The organism is Stenotrophomonas sp. FSL W7-1447, from assembly GCF_037966425.1.
In the GTDB taxonomy this organism is placed as follows: Bacteria; Pseudomonadota; Gammaproteobacteria; order Xanthomonadales; family Xanthomonadaceae; genus Stenotrophomonas; species Stenotrophomonas pavanii.
On record NZ_CP150199.1, the window covers coordinates 2,528,146 to 2,551,068 of the forward strand.

Genomic DNA, 22,923 nt, shown 5'->3' on the forward strand with positions numbered 1-22,923 from the left:
ATGTACCAGACCCTGCAGGACCCCGCCATATCCGTCCGTGCGCCCGGCTCAAGCGCTGTCGACCGACCACGCCAGTTCGAACGTCAACGCCAGCCGCTGCCCCGGCTCCAGCCGATGCGGCGCCAGGGTGAAGCCGTCCGGCGGGCCACTCTGCGGTTCGACGCAGGTCGCGTGTGACGCGCCGTCGTAGACCACCCAATGGTCGTGGTCTGACCGCAGTCGCAGTCGTTGGCCACCACGCAGCAGGGTGATGTCACTGTCGGCGATGAAACAATCGTCCCAGGGACCGGGAACAGGATCGACTGCGGGCAGCGTGGCGATGCCCTCCACGTCCCGCGGGTACATCGCGCGGGGCGAGAACAGCAGCCGCTCTGGCTTGAGAAACCAGGGGTGCCAGCCCAGCACCGCCGGCATCGCGCGCTCGCCTGCCTGGACCGAAAGACGCAGCTGCAGGCGGTGAGGCTGCAGAGCGACCTCCTGCGTTGCAACGCCGCCAAACGGCCAGTACCTGTCGCACGGCAGCGCCAGCGACAGCGTGGCCGTGGCCGCCTCCATGCGCTCGACCTGCCAGGGCCGCGTGAAGCCCACGCCATGGATGGCATGCCCGCCGAAATTGAGCGGCAGCGCGTGCGGCGCGCCATCGAAGCGGAACTGTCCCCGACGGATGCGCCCGGCCCACGGCACCATCGGGTAGCAGCCCCACGCGATGGCGGCCGGACCCGCCTGCTGCGCATCCACCAGCCACTCCATGCCGCGGTAGCGCAGGTGCGCCACGCGCCCGCCTGCCCCTGTCGCCAGCGCGACCTCCAGGTCGCCACACCTCAGCCAGTGCAGCTCACCGGCCGGCAGCGCGGCGAGCGCATCGTCCACCGCCGGCACGCGCTCACGCACCATAGGGATCGATCGTGCGGATGCTGCCGTCCGGCTCCATGTGCAGCGGCGTGCACTTGGCCGAGCGCAGGTGGGTGACGCCGCCCGACAGCAGTGCATCGTGATAGAACAGGTACCACTGCCCTTCGAACTGGCAGATGGAGTGGTGCGTGGTCCAGCCCACGACCGGCGTGAGGATCACGCCGCCATAGGTGAACGGCCCGTAGGGGCTGTCGCCCACCGCATAGCACAGCAGGTGCGTGTTGCCGGTGGAATACGAGAGGTAGTACCGGCCCTGGTACTTGTGCAGCCAGGGCCCCTCGAAGAAGCGTCGCGCGTGATCATCCGCGCGCAGTGGCTGGCCATGCTCATCCAGGATCTGTACCTCGCGCGTGGCTTCGGCCAGCTCGGTCATGCCCGCGTCCAGCCGGCCCACGCGCGGGCCCAGGGCCGGTGCGCTGCCCTCGGGCTCCTGGTGGGCGTCGTCGTACTGGTTGTCACGATACTTCTGCAACTGCCCGCCCCAGATGCCGCCGAAGTACAGGTAGTGGCTGCCGTCGTCGTCTTCGAACACGGCCGGGTCGATCGAGTAGGCTCCCTTCATCGGTTCCGCGAGGGGAACGAACGGTCCCTCGGGACGCTCACCGATGGCCACGCCGATGCGGAAGCGACCGCTGGCATCCTTGGCCGGGAAGTAGAGGTAGTAGCGGCCGTCGCGACAGGCTGCATCAGGCGCCCACATCTGCTTGCGGGCCCAGGCCACGTCGCGTACGTGCAGCACGCAGCCGCAATCGACGGCGGCGCTGTCGGGCGTATCCATCCGCAGCACATGGTAATCCTGCATGCCGAAATGGCCGCCCTCATCGTCGAACGGCTGCCCGCCGTCGATGTCATGCGACGGATAGATGTACACGCGCCCCTCGAATACATGTGCCGAGGGATCGGCGGTGTAGATGTGGGTCACCAGCGGTTGCGAAATGGCATGCGTGGCGAGCTGCGCCAGACGGGCTTCACGGGCCCGGCCGTCTTCACCGGCAGAGAGGTCGATCATGGTCGTCATCTTGGAGTTAAGCGGAAGCGTCGGCGGAGCGGCGACGCAGCAGGAGATCCTGTTCGATGCGGGTTTCGGCACGCTTGTCGATCTCGTAGGCGAACAGCAGCGCCACCGCGAGCAGGAAAGGAATGGCGCAGTACACGCTGACGGTCAGCCGTATGCCTTCCACCACCGCCTCGGGCTGCTGTGCCAGGCCCGCCTGGTAGCCGTAGTGGGCAAGAATGGCGGCCACCAGTGCACCGCCCACGCTGAGGCCGATCTTCAGGCCGCACAGCATCGCCGAGAAGATGATCGCAGTGGCGCGGCGGTGGTTCTTCCACTCGGAGTAATCCGCTACGTCCGCGATCATCGCCCACAGCAGCGGGATGGTGATGCCGTAGCAGAAGCCATGCAGCATGAAGGCGCCGAAGGCCACGGCGACCGCGGTGGGCGGGAAGAAGTAGAAGGCGAGCAGGAACAACGTCGAGACGAACAGCGCGCCGCCAAAGACATCGCGCTTTCCGAAGCGGTCGGCGAGCCGTCGCGACAGGCCGATGCCCAGGATCATGCAGAGGATGCCGCAGGCGTTGAACAGGCTGAAAGCCGAGGTGGCGGCATCCGTGGGCCAGGTGAATGCCGCAAAGCCGGCACGGGCCAGGCCGGCGTTCAAGCCGCCGATCAGCCCATTGAATCCCGAACCCTGCAGGAATGCGGCCAGTGCCGCCTCACTCATGTAGTACTGGAAGTAATAGATGTAGCTGCCGCCTTTCAGCGCCAGGTTGATGAACACCAGCACGGTCAGCGCGAGCATCACCTGCCACGGCCGATTGTGCAGCAGGTCGGACAGGTCCTGCAGTACGCCGCCACTCTGCTCGCGGGTCGGCACGATGCGTTCACGGGTGGTGGCGAAGGTGATCAGGAAGAACAGCGTGCCGATGATGGCGAACGCGGTCATCACCTGTTCGAAGCCGCGCACCCGGTCGCCGTCCCCCAGGATCAGCACCAGTGGCATCAACAGCACCTGGATGATGAACTGCGCGATCATCACGGCCACGAACCGGTAGGCCGAGAGGCTGTTGCGCTGGGCCATGCTGCCGGTCAGTACACCGCTCAACGCGGAGTACGGCAGGTTGTTCGCAGCGTAGACGCAGACCAGCAGCGCGTAGGTGGTCAGCGCGTAGACCACCTTGCCACGTTCGCCCAGGTCCGGTGTACTGAACGCCAGCAGTGACAGCACGCCGAACGGAATGGCCGTCCACAGGATCCACGGGCGGAAGCGCCCCCAGCGCGTGGACGTGCGGTCGGCCGCGATGCCGATCAACGGGGTGAACACGAATGCGCCAAGCAGGCCGACCACGAAGATGATCGTTGCCGCCGTAGCAGCCGGCAGGCGATAGACGTCGGTGTAGAAGAACGCCAGATAGGTGATCAGGGTCTGGAAGATGAGGTTGGCCGCGAGATCGCCCAGGCTGTAGCCGAGCTTTTCGCGTACCGATAGCGCGTGTTCAGTGCTTGCCATGCAGCGGACGTCCTGGAAAAGGGATCTGAACGGATGGGAGTGGCCGGCGGTGACGATCAGTCATGCGTGGGCACCACCGTGAACCTGCCCTGCGCACGCACATCCGCACTGGACGCCCCGACCCTGACCTCGTAGGCACCCGGCCGCACCACGTACGCGGCGCGGGCGCCGTCATAGTGGCGCAGCGCCTGCGGCGCCTCCAGGGTGAATGCCACCGTGCGGCGTTCGCCCGGAGCCAGGTGGACACGCTGGAAGCCGCGCAGCTCCTGCACGGCGTCGCCCGCGCTGCCGCGCTCGCGTCGTACATACAGCTGCACCACCTCGTCACCGGCGCGGCTGCCGGCGTTCGCCACGTCCACCTGCACGCGCAGGTGGCCGTCGGCGCGGATCGCATCCGCATCCAGGCGGAGGCCTCCGTACTCGAACCGCGTGTACGACAGCCCGTGGCCGAACGGATACAGCGGGGTACCGTGGAAGTAGCGGTAGGTGCGGCCCTCCATGGCGTAGTCGTCGAACGCCGGCATCACTTCGCCGGCCTTGTAGAAGGTGACCGGCAAGCGACCCGCCGGATTGATGTCGCCGAACAGCGCCTGGCCGACGGCAGTGCCGCCGCGCTGGCCCGGGTACCAGCTCATCAGGATCGCCGGCAGGTGTGCCTGCGCCCAGTCCACGGCGATGGCCGAACCGCCGGTGAGCACCATCACCACCGGCTTGCCGGTGCCGTGCAGGGCCTCCAGCAGGGTGCGCTGGGGCGCAGGCAGCCGCAGATCGGTGCGGTCACCGCCGGCAAAGCCGGGATAGTTGACGGTCATCTCCTCGCCTTCGACATCGCCGGTAAGGCCACCGACGAACACCACCACGTCGGCATCGCGTGCGGCATCGAGCGCTTCATCGAACGGCGCCTTGGCGCCGGGCATGCGCCAGCCCAGGCGCACGCCGGCATCGCGCTGGTCGTCGTAGTACTCCAGCTTCAGCTCATAGGCCCGCCCGGCCTGCAGGTCGACTTCAATGCCTTCCGCATGCAGCCGGTCACTGTTTACCCAGTGATCGATCACGCGCTTGCCGTCCAGATACAGCCGGTAGCCATCGTCGCCGGCCACCTCCAGACGATAGCGGCCGGACACCGGCGGCAGCAGCTGGCCGCTCCAGCGGATGCTGAAGCGGTCGTTCGGGATCCCCTGCCCCGGTGCCGCTTCGCCGCGCGCCAGCAGGTTGTCGGTCGGCGAGCCGCGGTCCCAACGGAAGCCGATCTGCGCGTCGGTACGCACCAGGGCCGGAGTGCCGGACAGGTCTGGCGTGCGGAAGTACTCGCCGCGCAGGCCACGCTCGGGCGAGTCCGCCGATGGCCGCAGGAAGGTGGGCTCGATCAGCGGCGTGGCACCGGGATCGTCGCGCCCTTCCACCAGGTCCACGCCGCGGGCATAGCGCACCTCGACGCCCTTGGCCGCCTCGCGTATGCCCTGCAGGATCGTGACCGGCGCCGCCGGTGTGCCGAAGTAGTTGCCGAGCAGTGCCATGGTGTCGTCGGCGGTGGGTCCGACCACGGCAATGCGCTTGAGGTCGCGCGAGAGCGGCAGGATGCCGTCGTTCTTCAGCAGCACCAGCGACGCCTGCGCGGCCTTGAGAGCCAGCGCATCATGGGCCGGGGCCTGGTTCACCGACGCCGGAATGCGCGCCCAGCGCACCCGCTCCGGCGGATCGAACATGCCCAGTCGCATCCGTGCGGTGAACAGGCGCGTCACCGCATCGTCGATCTCCGCTTCGCTGATCAGCCCCTGGCGCACTGCGGCAGGCAGCGTGGCGTACTCCTGGCCACATTCCAGCTCGGTGCCGTTCCTGACCGCCAGCGCCGCGGCGGCTTCGCGCGTGGCGACGATACGGTGGTGCTTCCAGATGTCGACGATGGCCCAGCAGTCCGAGACCACGTAGCCCTTGAAGCCCCAGTCGCGCCGCAGCACATCACGCAGCAGGAAGCGGCTGGCACTGGCGGACTCGCCGTACACGCGGTTGTAGGCGCCCATGACCGCATCCACGTCGCCTTCCTTGACCAGCGCTTCGAACGCCGGCAGGTAGGTGTCGTAGAGGTCACGACGGCTCGGGCGTGCGTCGAAGTGATGGCGGTCGGCTTCCGGGCCGCTGTGCACCGCCAGATGCTTGGCGGTGGCGTCCAGCTTGCGGTAGACCGGATCGTCGCCCTGCAGGCCGCGCACGAAGGCCACGCCCATCCGCGCGGTGAGGTAGGGATCCTCGCCATAGGTTTCCTGTCCACGACCCCAGCGCGGGTCGCGGAAGATGTTGACGTTCGGCGACCAGAAGGTCAGCCCCTGGTAACGCCCGTGCGCGCCTTCGCGGAGGAACTGGTGGTGCTTCGCGCGGGCCTCGTCGCTGATGGTCGTGGCCACCTGCCCCATCAACGGCACGTCGAAGGTCGCGGCCAGGCCGATTGCCTGCGGAAACACCGTGGCCTGCCCTGCCCGTGCCACGCCGTGCAGTCCCTCGTTCCACCAGTCGTAGGCGGGCACTCCCAGGCGTTCGATCGCCGGCGCAGCGTTCTGCATCTGCGCGGCCTTCTCTTCCAGCGTCATCTGCGCGACGAGTGCGGCGGCCCGTTGCTCGAAGCTGGCCGAAGGATCCAGCCAGGGCTGCGGCGATGCCGCCGACGCGACGGTCGCCATGCATGCCAGGACGGCCAGGAGCGGCAGGCCGTGCAACCTGCTGCGACGGGCGGCGATGGACAGTGACGGCAACTTCATTTGCTCCTCCCGGTGCGCTCATCGCGCGCAAAGGGACCCAGCAGTGCGCCTACGAAGCCGCCTGCCCGGTCCGTACTCAGAACGGTGCCATCCACCTTGCCTGCGAGCAGCTGCCAGCCCTGCCCGTCGCCTGTGTCGAACGAGAACGTGTAGTCCCCCTCGTTGCCGGCAATCTTCAGCCGCAACGCCTCCGGTGCCCGCACTTCGCGGGTGGCCAGTGTGCGCGTACTGCCACCGCCGTCACGGACTTCCAGGAACAGCGCAAGCCGCTCGTCCGGCAGGCTGCGAACGCCCAGGAAATACCAGTACGCCTCGCTCTGGAACGCGGCCAGGCCGGCCGCCACGCCAGGCCCGGGGCGGCTCATCGCGGTGCTCGCCTCGAACTGCAGGTGCTGCTGGCGTCGGCCAAGGAACGCCGGATTACGCAGCGTGTCCAGGTCCTCGGCAAGCGGGTGCACGGCCAGCATTCCCGGACGCGTGGCCAGGTCGGCCCAGGCATGCTTGGGCACCCGCACGCGCAGCCACTGGCGATCAAGCGTCGGGCCATCAAAGTTGTCGCGCTCGACGAAGTTGCCGGTCGAGGGGGCCTGGGATGCCTCGCCCTGCATCCACGACGGCGCCTTGGCCACGTAGGGGATGGCCTGGTCGGTCGGCAGGATCCGTGGCCAGCCGTCCTGCCAGCGCACCGGCAGCAGATAGGTCTCGCGCCCGGTGTTGTAGTGGCGCTTCTGATAGTTGCGGCTGGCCAGGAACACCGCCCACCACGAGCCATCCGGGCCTTCGACCAGGTCGGCATGGCCGGCATTGGTGATCGGCAGCGGTCGGTCGTCGGGCAGCTCGCGCTGGGTCAGGATCGGATTGCCCGCGTAGGGGACATACGGGCCCCACACGGTGCGGCTGCGCAGCACCACCTGCGAGTGCTGCGGCCCGGTGCCGCCTTCGGCATCGGACAGGTAATACCAGCCCTGGCGCTTGTAGATGTGGGGGCCTTCGATCCAGATCGGGTTCTTCGCTGGCTCCACGCCCGCATCGACCAGCACCCGTCGCGGCCCCACCGGCTGGAAGGCGGCCAGATCGATCTGCTGCATCCAGATCGCGCGGTGGCCGTCATAGCGGGGTGTGCCGGGCGGCGCGTCGTTGTTGATCAGGTACACCTTGCCGTCGTCATCGAAGAGCAGTGATGGATCGATGCCGTCGATGCCGGGCAGCCAGTGCGGGTCCGACCATGGCCCGGCCGGGTCGCGCGCGGTGGCAATGAAGTTGCCGCCACTGTCGGTGGCCGTGGTCACCACGTAGAAGACCCCATCGTGGTACTCGATGGTGGGGGCGAAGATGCCGCGGGAGACGCTCAACCCGTCGAAGTCCAGCTGCGTCGGCCGCTCGATCACATTGCCGATCTGCTTCCAGTGCACCAGGTCGGCACTCTCGAACACCGGAATGCCCGGGAAGTACGTGAAGCTGGAATTGACCAGGTAGAACCGGCCGTTCGCGCTCACGATGCTGGGATCGGCATGGAAGCCGGCCAGCACTGGATTGCGGTAGTGGCCGGCCGGCAGCGGCGTGTCGAACGCCGCGTCGTGGCCGCGGTATTCAAACCAGTCGAAGTACACCGGCGGTGCGTCCGGCGGCGCGCTGGCCAGGCTGGTTGCGGCCGACAGCAGGAGTGCCGCCGCCAGCAGGGGGCGCACCAGTGACCTCAGGCCGGCCCTGTCGCGGGCCGGAGGGGACTGCTTGGACAACGTCATCATCGTCGCGTCTCGGCTTCGGCAATGGGAAGTTCAAAGGGGCCTGCCGGCGCCCCGCTGCGGTCGCGCAGCGTGCACACCGGGCCATCGGCCCAGCAGTAGCGGACATGCGTTGCACGCCTCGACAGCGGGCCGCGCAGCAGCACCCGGTGCCCCTCCAGTGCAGCGTCGCCGTACTCGCAGTGGCGGGTATCGCGCTCCGACCCGCAGAGTTCAAAGCCGATCGGACCCGCCGCGCCGGTCGCGGTGAGTGCGCCGTCGACGTCCTCGAACGCAATGGCCACTCCCGCGGGCGTCCGCACCGCGGTGACCGCCCGCGGACCTGAAGGCGCCACGTCCTGCTCGCCGTACACGACGTGGCGCGCCACGCGCGCCAGGCGGCGCCCGAGCTCCTGCTTGTTCGGTGGATGGATGTCGTAGGCATCGCCGATGTCGATGGCGATGGCGAGCCCGCTCTGCGCATCTTCGGCCGCAACCCGCCGCTGCGCCTCGCGCACCTGTGCCCAGCCGCTGTCGGCCGGCGCAACCGGTGGCTGGCCATAACCGGCCAGCTGCACCAGCAACAGGGGCAGGCGTGCGCCGAACTGCCGCCGCCAGTCGTCGCGCAGCGCACGCAGGCGCAGCGCATACGTCGCGCCCTCGCCGGTGTTCGATTCCCCTTGATACCAGAGCACGCCGCGCAGCCCGACGCCGCCGAGCGGCGCGATCATCCCGTTGTACAGCGTCGACAGCCCGGTGGCGGCCTGCCAGGGGGCAAATGGCGGCGCCTGTTGGCCCGGCGCCACCCGGTACTTCCACGGCGCCTGGAGTACCACCCGCTCACCGTTGTCGAGCCGCAGGCCGTGTGCCGTCGCGGGGCCCGCCAGGCCACCTTCGCCGTAGGTGTCGAGCACGTTGACCGCAACGCTGTTCAACCCTGTCTTCAACAGGCCGCGGGGCAACGGGTAGCGCCTCTCGCCGGCGCCGTACTGGCTGCCCACGGCAACGCCGTTCACCCAGGTCACGTCCGCCTCGTCGGCCGATCCCAGCTCCAGGGTCGCGCCGCGTGCAGCCTGTCCAGCGCTCAGCACCACCTGCGTTCGATACCAGACCATGCCGTTGTAGTCGGCAAGCGCGGGCACGTTCCACCGCTCCCACGCCCCCAACGCCGCCGGTGCGCGCGACCATCCGCGGTCATCGGTGTCCGCGCGCCAGGGCGCGTCGCCGGGCAGCGCGCCCTCACGCGTGGCCCACCAGTGCTGCCAGTAGCGGCCCCAGGCTGCGCGTGCCGCCAGCGGATCACGCGCGGACCGCGCGAGGATATCAAGGGACTCGTCCATGCCGCCCTGCCCTCGAAGTGCATCGGCACGGGTCCAGGCCTCGATCCGCGAGCCGCCCCACGCCGCCTGGATCAGCCCCATCGGCACGTCGACCGTGCGCTGCAGCTCGCGGGCGAAGTAGAAGCAGGCCGCCGAGAAGTCGCGGACCGCATCGGGCGTTGCCGGCGCCCATGCGACACGACCATTGAAATGCGCCTGTGCCTGCACGGCCGCGGCGTGCGGCACAGTGAACAGCCGCATGCGTGGGATCGTGGCCGCGGCGATCTCGCTGGCTGCGTTGAGCGAGCGCCACACCGGAAGTTCCATGTTCGACTGGCCCGCGCACAACCAGACGTCGCCGACCAGCACATCGCGCAATGACTCACGCCGGGGCCCGGCGGCGGCCTCCAGGGTGTACGGCCCGCCTGCGCCGGTGGCAGGCAGCGTCGCCTGCCAGCGGCCCGTGGCGTCGGCGTGGGTGGTCACCGCCTGGCCGGCGAAGGTCACCGACACCACCTCCCCGGCCCGGGCCTGGCCCCAGACGGCGATCGGCTGGTCACGCTGCAGGACCGCGTGGTCCTGGAACAGCGGGTGCAGCAACCCTGCCGTTTCAGCGGCCGCGACCGGCACGGCAGGCCACGCCAGCACCATCAACGCCGCCGCACGCGCGGCCCATCCGATCCGGCTCATCGACCATCCCCGGGTGCGAAAGGAAACTGCAACGCCTGGTAGTACGCCAACGGATGCGGCGGTGGCCGTTCGCCGGCTGGCAGCGGCCGTCCGCTGAGTGACTGGAAGTACGCCACGCTGGCATCACGCCACCATTGCGCTTCGTCGCGCTGGATCTGCAGGAACGCAGCGACGTGCCGATGCCGCTGCGGATCGATCCGGTCGCGCAGGCCTGCCCAGGTCACCTGCATCGACTGCACGTGGCGTACGCCGCGCGAATAGCGCCCGACCAGTTCGTCCCAGAGCGTCCTGCCCGAGCGCATGCGGTGATCCCACGGCACATGATGGAACCACAGCAGCAGCGACTCGGGCACCCGCGCCGGGTCGCCATAGACCTCGGCCACCTGCGGCGCATACTGGCCCACCGCGTTGCTTCCGCGGGCGCTGCGGTCGAAACCAATGCCGTCGCGGCCTGCGCGGTGGTAGTACACCGACGTCCAGTCCGCGCGCGGGCCCCCGTCCACCCAGGGGCCAGGGCCGTAGTGATGGCCGCGCGCCATCAGGTGATGCAGGCCCAGCGGCGTCATGTAATCCACCGCCGCCTCGCGCGAGTCCATCATCATCCGCACGATCGGGCCGGTCACCTGCGGGTCGGGCGAGAAGGTCAGCGCGGCCCAGTCCTCGGCGATGCCGCGCGCGGACTGCCGTGGATCCCAGGCCAGTCGCCCGAACGCATACCAGTTGGCCTGGTCGAAATGCGAGCCGCTCCAGGTGCGGTCCACGCCGATGTTGGCGACGCCGGCGATGCCGGTCAGCGCATGCCCCTCCAGCGAGCCATCAACCACGCGGGCGACCGTGGAGCCTTCGCCGCGGGCATGGGTATCGGCCTGCAGCACTTCCTGGTAGAGCGTTCCCAGATACACCAGGTGTGTCGCAAAGCCCAGGTACTCCTTGGTGATCTGCAGTTCCAGCATCAGCGGCGTGCGTGGCATGGCGCCGAACAGCGGATGGAACGGCTCGCGCGGCTGGAAGTCGATGGGGCCGTTCTTCACCTGCACGATCACGTTGGGGCGGAAGGCACCGTCGAGCCCGACGAATTCGCTGTAGGCCTGCTTGGCGCGATCATCGGGCACTTCGTGCGAGTACACGAAGGCCCGCCACATCACCACGCCGTTGTACGGCGCCAGTGCGTCGGCCAGCAGGTTGGCACCGTCGGCGTGGGAACGACCGTAGTCCTGCGGGCCGGGTTGCCCCTCCGAGTTTGCCTTGACCAGGAAGCCGCCGAAATCCGGAATGAGCGCATGGATCTCATCGACCTTATCGCGCCACCAGCGCTGTACACCCGGATCGAACGGATCGGCGGTCGCCAGCCCGCCCAACTCGATGGGCGCACTGAAACGCGCGCTCAGGTACACCCGGATGCCGTAGGGACGGAACAGGTCGGCCAACGCGGCCGCCTTGGCCAGATAGGCCGGCGACAGGCTGAGGGCGCTGGCATTGACGTTGTTCAGGACGGTGCCGTTGATGCCGAGCGAGGCGTTGGCCCGCGCGTAATCGGTGTAGCGCGGATCCCGCCAGTGCGGCAGGGTCTGCCAGTCCCACAGCGAGCTGCCCGCATAGCCGCGCTCGACGTAGCGATCCAGGTTGTCCCAATGGTCGAGCACACGCAGGGCGACCCGTGGCGACTCACGCACCTCCAGCCCCAGCAGCGACGTGCCACGCTGCAGCAGGCGCAGCAGATGGAACGTGCCATACAACACGCCGACGTCCCCGCGCGCCGCCACCAGCAGCACATCGCGTCCGTCGATCCGGACCCGCCGGATCAGGAACCCGTCGTCGCCCAGCGTGGCGATCTCCTTGCCAAACGCGGCGACCAGGGCCGAGGACTGCGGCGTACCCAGCACCAGGGCATGGCCGGAGCTGATCGCCGTCCGCATCGGCGGGGCCGATCCCAGCAAGCCTGGCAGGCTGCGCGCCAGCTCATCGCGGGTGGCACGCTGGACCGGCGTGCGGTCCGGCGCAACCACCTCCGACAGTTGCAGCCGGTACTCGGCGGCGACCGCCGGGGCAACCGGCACGTAACGCATCCACAACGCGTAGCCGTCCTCCGCATGCACGCCGCCGGCGCACGCCAGCAGCGCCAGGAGGGCGCACAGCCGCTTGCCGACAGCGCGGAACAACGGCGTTAACATGCGCCTTTGTAGACTACGGCCGGGCCCGCGACGGTTCATCATCGTCCCGCGCACCGGCGCGGCAGCGCCACCAAGACCAAAGGGATCGTGCATTGGACAAGCCGAAGAAGTCGGTTCGCCGCAGAACCGCAGGCGTGACCATCGACGAGGTTGCGGCCCTTGCCGGCGTTTCGCCGATGACCGTGTCGCGGGTGATCAACCAGGGCAAGGTGCGTGATGTCACCCGCGAGCGCGTGCTGCGCGCCGTGCGCGAGCTGGGCTATACGCCCAATCTTGCCGCCAGCTCGCTGGCCGCCGCGCAGCACACGCGCATTGCCCTGATCTATACCAACCCCAGCGGCGCCTACCTGCGCGAGCTGCTGGTGGGGCTGCTGCGTGTCGCGTCCAGTTCCGCGCTCCAGCTGGTCATCGACTACTGGGACAACCTGGATGCCGAGTCCGAGCGCAAGGCGGCGCGTGCGCTTGCCGGGCGCGTCGACGGGGTGATCCTGCCGCCGCCCCTGTGCGAATCGCAGGCCGCGGTAAGCGAACTGGTCAAGGCAGGCATTCCGGTGGTGGCCATCGCATCGGGTCGCCTGAGCGACGCCCTGTCCTGTGTCCGCATCGACGATTTCAGCGCCGGCAGGGAAATGACCGAGCACCTGCTCCGCCAGGGGCACACCCGTATCGGATTCATCCGCGGACGCACTGACCTGAGCGCGAGTGCGCTGCGCTACGACGGCTTCGTCACGGCGCTGCGCGAGGCGGGGCTGGCGGTGGAACCCGGCCTGGTCCAGCATGGCGACTATACCTACCGGTCCGGCCTGGCCGCAGCCGAAAAAATGCTGTCCCAGCGCCGGCCGCCGACGGCGATCTTCGCCAGCAACGACGACATGGGCGCGGCCGCCATTTCGGTGGCGCATCGGCGCGGACTGGACGTCCCGCGCGACCTGTCGGTGGTCGGCTTCGATGACACCTCGGCCGCAACCACCGTGTGGCCGGAACTGACCACGATCCACCAGCCGATCGCCTTCATGGCCAACGCGGCGATCGACATCCTGCTGCGCACCATCCGCCGTCCCAGTGGCGATACGCCCGTGCTGCGCGACCACGTGGTGCCGCACCGGTTGATCGCACGTGATTCGGTCGCCGCGCCGCCCAAGCCCCGATAGCGCTCGCGCCTGGCTCACGCGCGTGGCCCCGCGGTGCATGTACCGGCAGCGATGGCTGCGGTGCGGATGATCATCGCGCATCGCAGCGCACCGTGACCTGCGCCTCGTTCAATGCCCCCAGGGCGACGCGGGACACCGAGAGCGTCATGGTGCCGGCCGTGGCCAGCGCCCAGGGCCGGTCGAGCGCATCCAGCTTCGCACCGGCCGCAGCCAGGCATTTCAGCGGAACGCCCACCCGCGTCCACTGGCCCGCCGGCATGGCGGCCAAGGTGGGCGCGATGGCGATCCGCGCCGAACAGCCGGCACCACAGCCTACCGACAGCCATGCCTGGCCACGCGGTGCCGCATCAACGCGCAACGTGGTCAACAGCATCAGGTCACCGTTGGCCTCGCGCTGCAGGTCCAGTGGCGTGTGCGACTGCAGCGCGACGACAGCCTCGCCGTTGCCCGACCACGCCAGCCGCCGCCCGTCTTCCTGGGCCAGGTGATCCACGCCGGTGATCTTCAACCGGTCGTCGGGCAAGGCATCCGGCACGCGGGTCACGTTCAACCCCTGCCCTGCCGCATCCTCGATCCGCAGCGCCATGCCGGGGCCCGCGTCACCGCGCGCGAAGAACACGCCGGACGCGCCTTCGTTGCCGGTGAGGCCCGACGCCTCGGGCAGCACGGGCAGGTCGCCCTTGTCGGCATAGGTCAGGCCGAAGCCGAATGCGAACAACGGGTCGTAGTCCTTCTGGCCCACGTTGTTGGCGTACTGAGTAGCGGTACGCGGCCAGCTGAAACCGAGCCTGCCCTTGAAATCGTGCTGCACGCGGCCATCGGCCCGGCGCAGCAGCACATCGGCGATGCCGCCGCCTTCCGAGCCCGGCAGCCAGGCGGCCACGAAGGCATCGGCGGCGTTGATTTCCCGGTTCACCCACAGCGGCCGCCCGCTCAGGAAGACCGCAACGACCGGGATGCCCTCGGCCTTGAGCCGCCTGAGCAGCGCCAGGTCCGTCTCGTCGCCCGGTTTGTAGGCCAAGGTGGGCCGGTCCCCCTGGAACTCGGCATAGGGGTCTTCGCCAAACACCACCACGGCCACGTCGGGCTTCACCGCGTAGCGGCCGTCAACGGCAAGCACGGCCTCACCGCCGGCCGCCGTGGCCTGCCGCGCGATGCCCTCGTAGATCGAGTCCGCGTTGGGAAAGTCCTTGCGGGTGGTACCGGTGCCCTGCCAGTTGAGCGTCCAGCCGCCGGCCTGCTTGCCGACATCGTCGGCGCCGTCGCCGGCCACCAGGATCCGCTGCTTCGGCGACAGCGGCAGCAGGCCGTTCTGGTTCTTCAGCAGCACCAGCGATTCGCGTACCGCCTGGCGGGCCACCGCGCGATGTTCGGGCGCGCCGATCAGTGCAAACTGGCCACCAACGGCCCGCGACGACGGCCGACCCGCTTCGAACAGGCCGAGCCGGAACTTGACCAGCAGGATGCGGCGCACCGCGTCATCCAGGCGCTGCGATGAAATCCGCCCGTCCTTCGCCGCTGCCAGCGTGGTCTCGTAGAAGCCCTTCCAGCTGTCCGACGCCATCGCCATGTCCAGGCCAGCGTTGATGGTGGCCGGGCAGTCCGTGGTGGTGCAGCCTTTGACCTGCCCGTGGCCATTCCAGTCGCCGACCACGAAGCCACCGAACTGCATGCGCCCCTTGAGCACGTCGGTGAGGTAATGCCGGTGCCCGTGCATCTTTTCACCGTTGACGCTGTTGAAGGAGGCCATGGCCGTCTGCGCTCCGGCGGCGATCGCCGGGGGATATCCGGCCGCGTGGATGCGCACCAGGTCGGGCTCGCTGATGCGCGTGTCGCCCTGGTCCTTGCCACCGGTCGTACCGCCATCGCCGAGGAAGTGCTTCACCGACGCGATCACATGACGGCCATCGAGAAACTCGGGCGTCCCTACCCTGCCCTGCAATCCCTCCACCATGGCCCCCGCGTAGCTGGCCACCACCTCGGGCGATTCCGAGTAGCCCTCGTAGGTGCGGCCCCAGCGATCATCCTGGGGTACCGCAACGGTCGGCGCGAACGTCCACTCCATGCCGGTGACGCGGGTCTCCAGGGCGGTGATGCCACCGATCTGCCGCAGCAGCTCCGGATTGCGCGTGGCACCCAGCCCGATGTTGTGCGGGAACAACGTGGCGCCAATGATGTTGCTCTGCCCATGCACGGCATCGATGCCGAACAGCACTGGAATGGCTTTGCCGCCGTTGGAGGTATCCATGGACGCGTCATAGAACGCATCGGCCAGCGCCAGCCATTCGGCCGGTGACGCGTCGTAGCGGCCACCCGGGTCGGAATTGCCACCGGCCAGGATCGAACCGAGGCGGTAGCGCCGCACGTCATCGGGAGTGAGGCTGGCGATGTCGCCCTGCACGAGCTGGCCGACCTTTTCCTCCACCGTCATGCCGGCCATCAGGTCGGTGATCCGCTTCTCCAGCGCAGGATCCTCGGCCAGTGGCCAGGTGACCTGCGGCCACGGGTCGCTGCCGGTTGCCGCAGTGGCGCCGGGCCGGTCCTGGCCGTGGCAGCCCAGCAATGCCAGCGCCAGCACGGCGACCAGCACGCCGCTGCGGGATACGGAGGTCTGCAATGCCATGGTGCTCATCCTTCCATCTGCTCCAGTTCCTTGCCCTTGGTCTCGTGCACATGCCGGACCACGAAGATCACCGAGATGATCGCCGCCACCAGGTAGATGCCGTAGGTGGCCGCCAGCCCGGCCGCAGCCAGCAGCATCGGGAACGTCACCGTCACCACGAAGTTGGACGTCCATTGCGCCGCGCCGGCCACCGCCAGGGCCGAACCGCGGATCTGGTTCGGGAACATCTCGCCCAGCATCACCCACATCACCGGCCCCCAGGACAGGTTGAAGAACACGACGTAGGCATTGGCCGCCACCAGTGCCAGCGTGCCCATGCGACCGGGCAGCTGCAGGTGCCCGTCGGCCAGCGAACCGCTGGCAAAGGCCACCACCACCAGTGCCAGTGACAGCGACATCCCGGCCGAGCCGAACCACAACAACGGCTTGCGGCCGATCCGGTCGATCAGCAGTACCGTGACCACGCAGGCACCGATGCTCAGCGCGCCGGACAGCACGTTGATCAGCAACGCGTCGTTCTCGGAGAACCCGACCGCCTGCCACAGCACGGCGCCGTAATAGAACACCACGTTGATGCCGACCAGCTGCTGGAAGCAGGCCAGGCCGACGCCGACCCACACGATCGGGCGAATCCGCCCGGTCGCCCGGCTCTTCAGGTCGGACAGGCGCGGGCGATGGTGGTCGTTGGACAGCGAGGCATCGATCTCTTCGAGCGTGGCGCGGGCCTTATCGCTGCCGAGCAGCCGGGTGAGCACGCGCAGCGCGTCGTCCTTGCGCCGCTTCACCACCAGGTAGCGCGGGCTCTCAGGAATGGTCAGCAACAGCAGCAGGAACGCCAGCGATGGCGCCGCCTGCATCCAGAACATCCAGCGCCAGGCGGCCTGCCCGGCCCACAGCGGCTGGGTCGACGCGCCCGCCGCGGCCGCCAGCAGGTAGTTGGACAGAAAGGCAGCGGTGAGCCCGGTGATGATGGCGATCTGCTGCACCGTGGCCAGGCGGCCGCGATAGCGGGCCGGAGCGACCTCGGCAATGTAGGCCGGCGAGATCACGCTCGCCGCGCCGACCGCGAATCCGCCCACCACCCGCGCCGCAATGAACCAGCCTGACGAGACCGCCGCCCCGGCACCGAGTGCCGACAGCAGGAACATCACCGCCGACAGGATCAGCACGTTGCGACGGCCGAGGCGGTCGGCCAGGCGGCCGGCACTGAACGCGCCCACCGCACAGCCCAGTAGCATCGACGCGATCTCGAACCCCTGCATCCATTCGCCGGACCGGAACGCCTGGTGCAGGCCATCCTGGGTGCCATTGATCACACCGCTGTCGAAGCCGAACAGAAAACCGCCAATCGTCGCTACCACGCTGATCAGTACGATCAGCCGGGTGTTCTCCCCGCTGCCTGCTGCCTGGTTCATCCCCGTCCCCTTGAGTGCACCGTTGCCGCCGTTGGCCTGCCTGCCGCGCTCAGCGCAGCAGGTACTGGTTGAGCAGGTTTTCGTAACGCTCCTGCTTGCCGCTGGCCTGGCGCGGTTCGCCGAGGCGGGCGGCCAGGCCCGCCAGGTCCGGCAGGCTGAGCGTGCCGCGCTCGAACTCCTGGCCGGCGCCGCTGTCAAAACTCGCGTAGCGCTCCTTGCGCCATTGCTCCCACGGCGACTCGGTCAGCAGTGCATGGGCGACCTCCAGCCCGCGTGCGAAGGCGTCCATGCCGCCGATATGGGCAATGAACAGATCCTCCAGGTCGGTCGACTCGCGGCGCACCTTCGCATCGAAGTTCAACCCGCCCTCCAGCCCACCCTGGCGCAGCACGACCAGCATCGCACCCACGGTGTCGTACAGATCACTGGGGAACTGGTCGGTGTCCCAGCCGTTCTGCGCGTTGCCGCGGTTGGCATCGATGCTGCCGAGCAGGCCATGATCCGAGGCGACCTGCAGATCGTGCTCGAAGGTGTGCCCGGACAACGTGGCGTGGTTGGCCTCGATGTTGAGCTTGAAGTCCTTGTCCAGCCCATGCTCCTTCAGGAAGCCCACCACCGTGGCGCTGTCGAAGTCGTACTGGTGCTTCATCGGCTCCATCGGCTTGGGCTCGATGAGGAAGTTGCCCTTCAGGCCGATGCTGCGACCGTAGTCGCGGGCCAGGGTGAGGAAACGCGCGAAGTGCTCGATCTCGCGCTTCATCTGGGTATTGGCGAGCGATGCATAGCCCTCGCGTCCGCCCCAGAACACGTAATGCTCGCCGCCCAGCTCGACCGTCGCTTCCAGTGCAGCCTTGACCTGCACCGCGGCGCGCGCGACCACGGCGAAATCGGGATTGGTCGATGCACCGTTCATGTAGCGCGGGTGCGAGAACAGGTTGGCCGTGCCCCACAGCAGCTTGACGCCGGTGGCGTCCTGGCGCGCCTTGGCCAGGCCCACCATGTGCGTGAGGTTCTTCTGGTACTGGCCGATGTCATCGGCATCCGGCGCCAGGTCGATGTCGTGGAAGCACCAGTACGGCACGCCCAGCTTGGTGAAGAACTCGAACGCCGCGTCCACTTTCGCTTCGGCCGTGGCCAGCGGCGAGCCCGCCTCCCACGGGAACTGCCGGGTACCCGGGCCGAACGGGTCGTGCCCGGCATTGCAGAAGGTGTGCCAGTAGCACACGGCGAAGCGCAGGTGCTCCTGCATGGTCTTGCCGCCGATGACCCGGTGGGCATCGTAGACCTTGAAGGCAAGCGGATTGTCCGAGCCCTTGCCCTCGAACGGAATGCGGCCGATGCCGGGGAAGTATTCCTTGGCGCCGATGAAGGGCTGCGTGCTCATGGTGCGTGCTCCTGTCGTTGTACGGGGTGTCGTGGAGGAGCCATCAGCCGCGCTGCAGCGGCGTGATGGCATCAAGATGACTGAGGAAGCGTGCGTAGGCCCGCGCGTAGGCATCGCTGCGATCCGGATCCGGGCGCGCGGACAGCGTGGGATCGACGGTGACGTGCCGTGCGGTGATGTCGCTGATCGAAGTGGCGTTGCCCTGCGATCGGGCGAGCGCCCACAGCGCCTGCAGTGCCGCGCCAAACGCCGCGCCTTCGGCCTGCACCGGGACTTCCACGGGCAGGCCGAACACATCGGCCACCAGTTGACGCCAGGCCGCGCTGTTGCTGCCGCCGCCGGTGAGCACGATGCGATCGAACTGCATGCCGGCGCGGACGAAGGCGTCGTAGCCGTACTTCAGGCTGTAGGTCGCGCCCTCCATGGCGGCGCGGTAGAGGTGCGCCGGGGTGAAATTGGCAGTGTCCAGGCCGGCCAGCACGCCCTTGCCGAGCGGCAGGTCCGGCGTACGTTCGCCATTGAGGAAGGGCAGCATCACCAGCCCGCCTGCTCCCGGTGGCGTCGCGCGCAGGTGCGCATCGCCGTCGCGCGTGCTGAAGCCGAAGGCACGGGCGACCTGTTCGGTCACCACGGTGCAGTTCATGGTGCAGATCAGCGGCAGCCATCCCCCCGTGGACGAGCAGAACGCGGCCCAGGCGCCGTCGGCATCGATCACCGGCGATCCGGAGTAGGCAAACAGCGTTCCAGACGTTCCCAGGCTCATCGCCAGGCGTCCTTCGGTGACGCAGCCCGTGCCGATCGCGGCCATCATGTTGTCGCCGCCGCCAACGGCAACCTTCACCGTCGCCGGCAGCCCCAGCGCGGCTGCCGCAGCAGGCGCGATATCGAACAGCGCATCGGGTGATGCGATGGGCGGCAGGCAGGCGGCCAGGTCGCGATCAGGATCGGTCGCGCGCAGCAACGCCTGCGACCACATGCGTGTGCGCACGTCCAGCCAGCCGGTTCCGGACGCATCGCCATGCTCGCAGAACCGCTGGCCGGTCAACACGAAATTGAGGTAATCATGCGGCAGCAGGATGGTCGCCAGCCGTGCGTAGGCGTCGGCACGGTGGGTCCGGGTCCAGGGCAGCTTGGATGCGGTATAGCCGGCCAGGATCGGGTTGCCTGCGAGCGCGATGGTGCGGCGTACCCCACCCACGGCGTCCATGATCTGCGCGCATTCGGCCGAGGTGCTGGTGTCGCACCACAGCTTGGCCGGCGCCAGCACCTCGCCTGCCGCATCCACCGGCACGAACCCATGCTGCTGGCCGGAGACCGCCATCGCGACGATGCGTGCGCGCAGCGCGGGATCGATCCGGGCGAAACAATCATGGAGGGCCGCTACCCAATCGGCGGGCGCCTGCTCGCGGCTGCCGTCGGCCGCGCTGTCCAGCGTGAGCGGCGCGCTGGTGACGGCGGCCACCGTTTGCGCCTGCGGGTCGTAGACCAGCACCTTCAGGCTCTGCGTCCCTGCATCGATCCCTGCAACCAGACCCATCGAAACCGCCTCCGATCAACAAAAAGGTAGCGCTAACATTCCATGGACTCAAAAAGGGGGCGTGCTGTCCGGCCCCCGCGTTGCCACCGCATGCGTCATCGCCTGCTGTGTTTCCGCACTGTAACCAGCTGCAGCGGAAAAAGCGTGCTGCAACGCAAAACCCTGCTACGCGGGCGTCGCCATCGAACGCCACACGTCTGCGCCGGACCTGCAGTACTGCGCGATGAACTCTGCCTGGGTCGGCATCTGCGCCGCGGCGTGCTGCACCGGCTGCTGGATGCCCTTCAACAAGGTACGCAGATCGGCGTCACTCACCGCCCGCGCCAGCGGATGCGGCGGGCCTGGCGGAATGCCCTGCCCGAGCAGCACGCTGGTCCAGGACTCGACGCGGAACAGCTCGCCGGGGTCCTGCCAGGCGTGCGCACGCTCGCGCCACGCCTGCAACCGCTGCTGCAGCGATTCGGGCACGCGCATCTCGCGGCATGCCTTCCACATCGGCTCGGTGCGCTGCGTGGCGTGGTAGTGCAGGATGATGAAGTCGCGCACGTGCTCCATTTCCTGCCGGCTGACATCGTTGTACAGCTGCACCAGCGACGCGCGGATGCCATCGAACGGGAACAACTGGATCAGGCGCACCACCGCGCTGATCGTCAGGTGGATGCTGGTCGATTCCAGGGGCTCGATGAAACCGCTCGCCAGCCCCAGGGCCACCACGTTCCTGTTCCAGGCCTTCAGCCGACGCCCGCTGCGGAACGGCACCTGCCACGGGTCGCGCAAGGGAGGTGCCCCCACATCGCGCAGCAGCTTCGCCGTGGCCTCGTCATCGGACAGGTGGCGGCTGGAATACACCAGCCCGCAGCCGACCCGGTGCTGCAGCGCGATGTGCCAGCGCCATCCCGCTTCGTGAGCGACCGCCCGGGTATAGGGCACAGGGGGCGCAACCGCTTCGGTCTGCACGGCCACGGCCCGGTCGCACGGCAGCCACTCGTGCCAGTCCTCGTAGCCGGTGCCCAGCGTCTGCTCGATCAGCAGGCCACGGAAGCCGGTGCAGTCGATGAACAGATCCCCCTCGATCACCTGCCCGTCCTCCAGCACCAGCGCCTGCACCGATCCGTCATGCGCATGCTGCCGGACCTGGGCGATCCTGCCTTCGATCCGGCGCAGGCCGTGGCCCTCGGCCCTGCGGCGCAGGAACCGCGCATACAGCCCGGCATCGAAGTGGTAGGCGTAGCTGGCCTGCGGCTGGGTCTGCAACGAGAAACGGTCGCCCCGCGAGGCAATGCTCTCCAGGCAGAAGTCGCCCAGGTCCGAGGGCATGCCGCGGCGCAGGCTGTCCAGCCAGAAGTGATGGAACGGTGCCGCCCAGGTGCCGTGGCCGATGGTGCCGAACGGGTGGAAGAAGCGGTCGCCCGGCAGGCGCCAGTTCTCGAATGAAATCGACAGCTTGAAGGTGCCGGCCACCGCGCGCAGGAAGTCCTGCTCGTCGATCTGCAGGAAGCGGTGGAAGGTGCGGATGGGCGGCACGGTGGACTCGCCGACGCCGACGGTGCCGATCTGCTCGGACTCGACCAGGGTGATCTCCAGCTGGTCACGGAACTGGTGCGCCAGCGCACAGCCGGCCAGCCATCCCGCGGTGCCGCCGCCGGCAATGACCACCTTGCGGATGCGTCCTGCGGGGGTGCTCTCGGTATCCACTACGGCGCTCCTTCTCAACGGTTGAGCCTGCCCAGCAGCATCGCGCGCATGCGGCGCGCGCGCGGCTCGTCGAACGGTGCCAGATCCCCGCGCGCGGCGTCAGGCAGGTGCTGCCCGGCGCGCGCGCCGGGGCCGAATACGTAGTACTGGAAGAGCCCTTGCCAGGCCTGCTTTTCGCGCGCCGGCAGGTCGCGCACGGCCCACATCGCGTGGTGCAGCGCCGACAGTGGAGATCCCAGCCAGGCCGGCGAACGGCGCCACCAGTAGTTCACCAGCACGTTGAACGGCGCAAGGCTGCGCACATGGTGCCACCACATGCCCGGAATGAAGATCGCATCGCCGGGCCCAAGCACGGCGCTGCGCGCGTTCGCCAGCGCTTCCCGGAAACGCGGGTACCGCTCGAAGTCGGGGCGCTCGAAGTCCACCACGCTCACCACCTGGCCACCGGGCGTGGGGTCGAGCGGGCCCGGATACAGATTGTCGATCTGCTCGGGCGGGAACACGGTGAACTCGCGCTGCCCCACTGCACAGCAGGCGAGATTGTCGGGTGTGTCGAAGTGGCACGAGGCCGTCACCCGGTTGCCGATCCAGATGCTGGCCGTGGCATCGATGCCCTGCTTCGCCAGACCGGCGTCGTTGGCCTGCGCGAATGCCGGCCGCAGTGCCCGCTCGATCGGCAGCGAGGCCACGTAATAGGTCGGCGGCCGCGGGGACTGCAGCGTGGTGGCGATCTCCTCCAGCACCTGCGCCAGCGCGCCGCGCCGCACGTCGAAGTTCAGCCGGGTGTAGTCCGCGCTGTAGAACGGGCGGCCATCGATCTCGGCGCCGCCGAACGAATACTGGATGGGCCCGCCCGCGTCGACGCTGCGCAGGTAGGCCATCGCGTCCTGCGCCGAGCGCACGCCCGCCTGCACCAGTGGCCAACCGCTGGCGATGCCCCGCAGCACGACCGGTTCACCCGCCTCCGCCAGGGCAGCCAGCGGCAGCTCGGCAGGATCGACGCCTTCCAGAACCGGCAACGGCAGGTTCGCGCGCACCG

General features: G+C 68.6%; 14 protein-coding genes. 1 reads left to right on the plus strand and 13 read right to left on the minus strand.

Annotated elements, in window-relative coordinates:
* Positions 1–48: 48 nt before the first annotated feature.
* From NSQ78_RS11965 to NSQ78_RS11995, 7 genes are all read right to left on the minus strand, one after another.
* A complete protein-coding gene (locus NSQ78_RS11965; protein ID WP_064238570.1) occupies positions 49–894 on the minus strand; it encodes an aldose epimerase in 846 nt (281 codons plus the stop codon).
* Complete coding sequence (locus tag NSQ78_RS11970) at positions 884–1,921, minus strand: glycoside hydrolase family 43 protein (RefSeq protein WP_064238571.1); 1,038 nt, start codon at positions 1,919–1,921, stop codon at positions 884–886. Before NSQ78_RS11970 ends, NSQ78_RS11965 begins: the two co-directional genes overlap by 11 nt.
* Before the next feature lie 16 nt (positions 1,922–1,937).
* The gene (locus NSQ78_RS11975; RefSeq protein ID WP_064238572.1) at positions 1,938–3,422 is read right to left on the minus strand and encodes an MFS transporter; all 1,485 of its coding nucleotides are present in this window, start codon (positions 3,420–3,422) and stop codon (positions 1,938–1,940) included.
* Between the two features lie 56 nt (positions 3,423–3,478).
* Entirely contained in the window at positions 3,479–6,097 is a 2,619-nt protein-coding gene (locus NSQ78_RS11980) for a glycoside hydrolase family 3 protein (RefSeq protein ID WP_188238356.1), read from the minus strand.
* A gap of 74 nt (positions 6,098–6,171) precedes the next feature.
* Positions 6,172–7,866 carry a glycoside hydrolase family 43 protein gene (locus NSQ78_RS11985; RefSeq protein ID WP_080473191.1) on the minus strand — a complete coding sequence of 565 codons (1,695 nt, stop codon included), beginning with the start codon at positions 7,864–7,866 and terminating at the stop codon, positions 6,172–6,174.
* A gap of 53 nt (positions 7,867–7,919) precedes the next feature.
* Positions 7,920–9,908 (minus strand): sialate O-acetylesterase, encoded by a 1,989-nt coding sequence (locus tag NSQ78_RS11990; RefSeq protein WP_064238575.1) that lies wholly within the window; start codon positions 9,906–9,908, stop codon positions 7,920–7,922.
* A complete protein-coding gene (locus tag NSQ78_RS11995) occupies positions 9,905–12,079 on the minus strand; it encodes an alpha-glucuronidase family glycosyl hydrolase (protein ID WP_064238576.1) in 2,175 nt (724 codons plus the stop codon). The genes NSQ78_RS11990 and NSQ78_RS11995 overlap by 4 nt, the downstream gene beginning before the upstream one ends.
* 92 nt (positions 12,080–12,171) lie before the next feature.
* On the opposite strand from NSQ78_RS11995, the gene NSQ78_RS12000 reads away from it, so the two are divergent.
* Positions 12,172–13,230 carry a LacI family DNA-binding transcriptional regulator gene (locus tag NSQ78_RS12000; RefSeq protein WP_080473193.1) on the plus strand — a complete coding sequence of 353 codons (1,059 nt, stop codon included), beginning with the start codon at positions 12,172–12,174 and terminating at the stop codon, positions 13,228–13,230.
* 70 nt (positions 13,231–13,300) lie between these two features.
* On the opposite strand, the gene NSQ78_RS12005 is transcribed toward NSQ78_RS12000, so the two are convergent.
* The 6 genes from NSQ78_RS12005 to NSQ78_RS12030 all read right to left on the minus strand — a co-directional run bounded on the left by NSQ78_RS12005 (position 13,301) and on the right by NSQ78_RS12030 (position 22,921).
* Entirely contained in the window at positions 13,301–15,862 is a 2,562-nt protein-coding gene (locus NSQ78_RS12005; protein ID WP_149901811.1) for an exo 1,3/1,4-beta-D-glucan glucohydrolase, read from the minus strand.
* The gene (locus NSQ78_RS12010) at positions 15,859–17,268 is read right to left on the minus strand and encodes a sugar porter family MFS transporter (protein ID WP_064238577.1); all 1,410 of its coding nucleotides are present in this window, start codon (positions 17,266–17,268) and stop codon (positions 15,859–15,861) included. The genes NSQ78_RS12005 and NSQ78_RS12010 overlap by 4 nt, the downstream gene beginning before the upstream one ends.
* A 49-nt stretch (positions 17,269–17,317) precedes the next feature.
* On the minus strand, positions 17,318–18,652 hold the full coding sequence (gene xylA, locus NSQ78_RS12015; protein WP_049467275.1) for a xylose isomerase: 1,335 nt from the start codon (positions 18,650–18,652) through the stop codon (positions 17,318–17,320).
* Positions 18,653–18,695: 43 nt separating this feature from the next.
* A complete protein-coding gene (gene xylB / locus NSQ78_RS12020; protein WP_064238578.1) occupies positions 18,696–20,189 on the minus strand; it encodes a xylulokinase in 1,494 nt (497 codons plus the stop codon).
* A gap of 165 nt (positions 20,190–20,354) precedes the next feature.
* Complete coding sequence (locus NSQ78_RS12025; RefSeq protein ID WP_064238579.1) at positions 20,355–21,884, minus strand: tryptophan halogenase family protein; 1,530 nt, start codon at positions 21,882–21,884, stop codon at positions 20,355–20,357.
* Between the two features lie 14 nt (positions 21,885–21,898).
* On the minus strand, positions 21,899–22,921 hold the full coding sequence (locus tag NSQ78_RS12030) for a cupin-like domain-containing protein (protein ID WP_064238580.1): 1,023 nt from the start codon (positions 22,919–22,921) through the stop codon (positions 21,899–21,901).
* Positions 22,922–22,923: the final 2 nt, after the last annotated feature.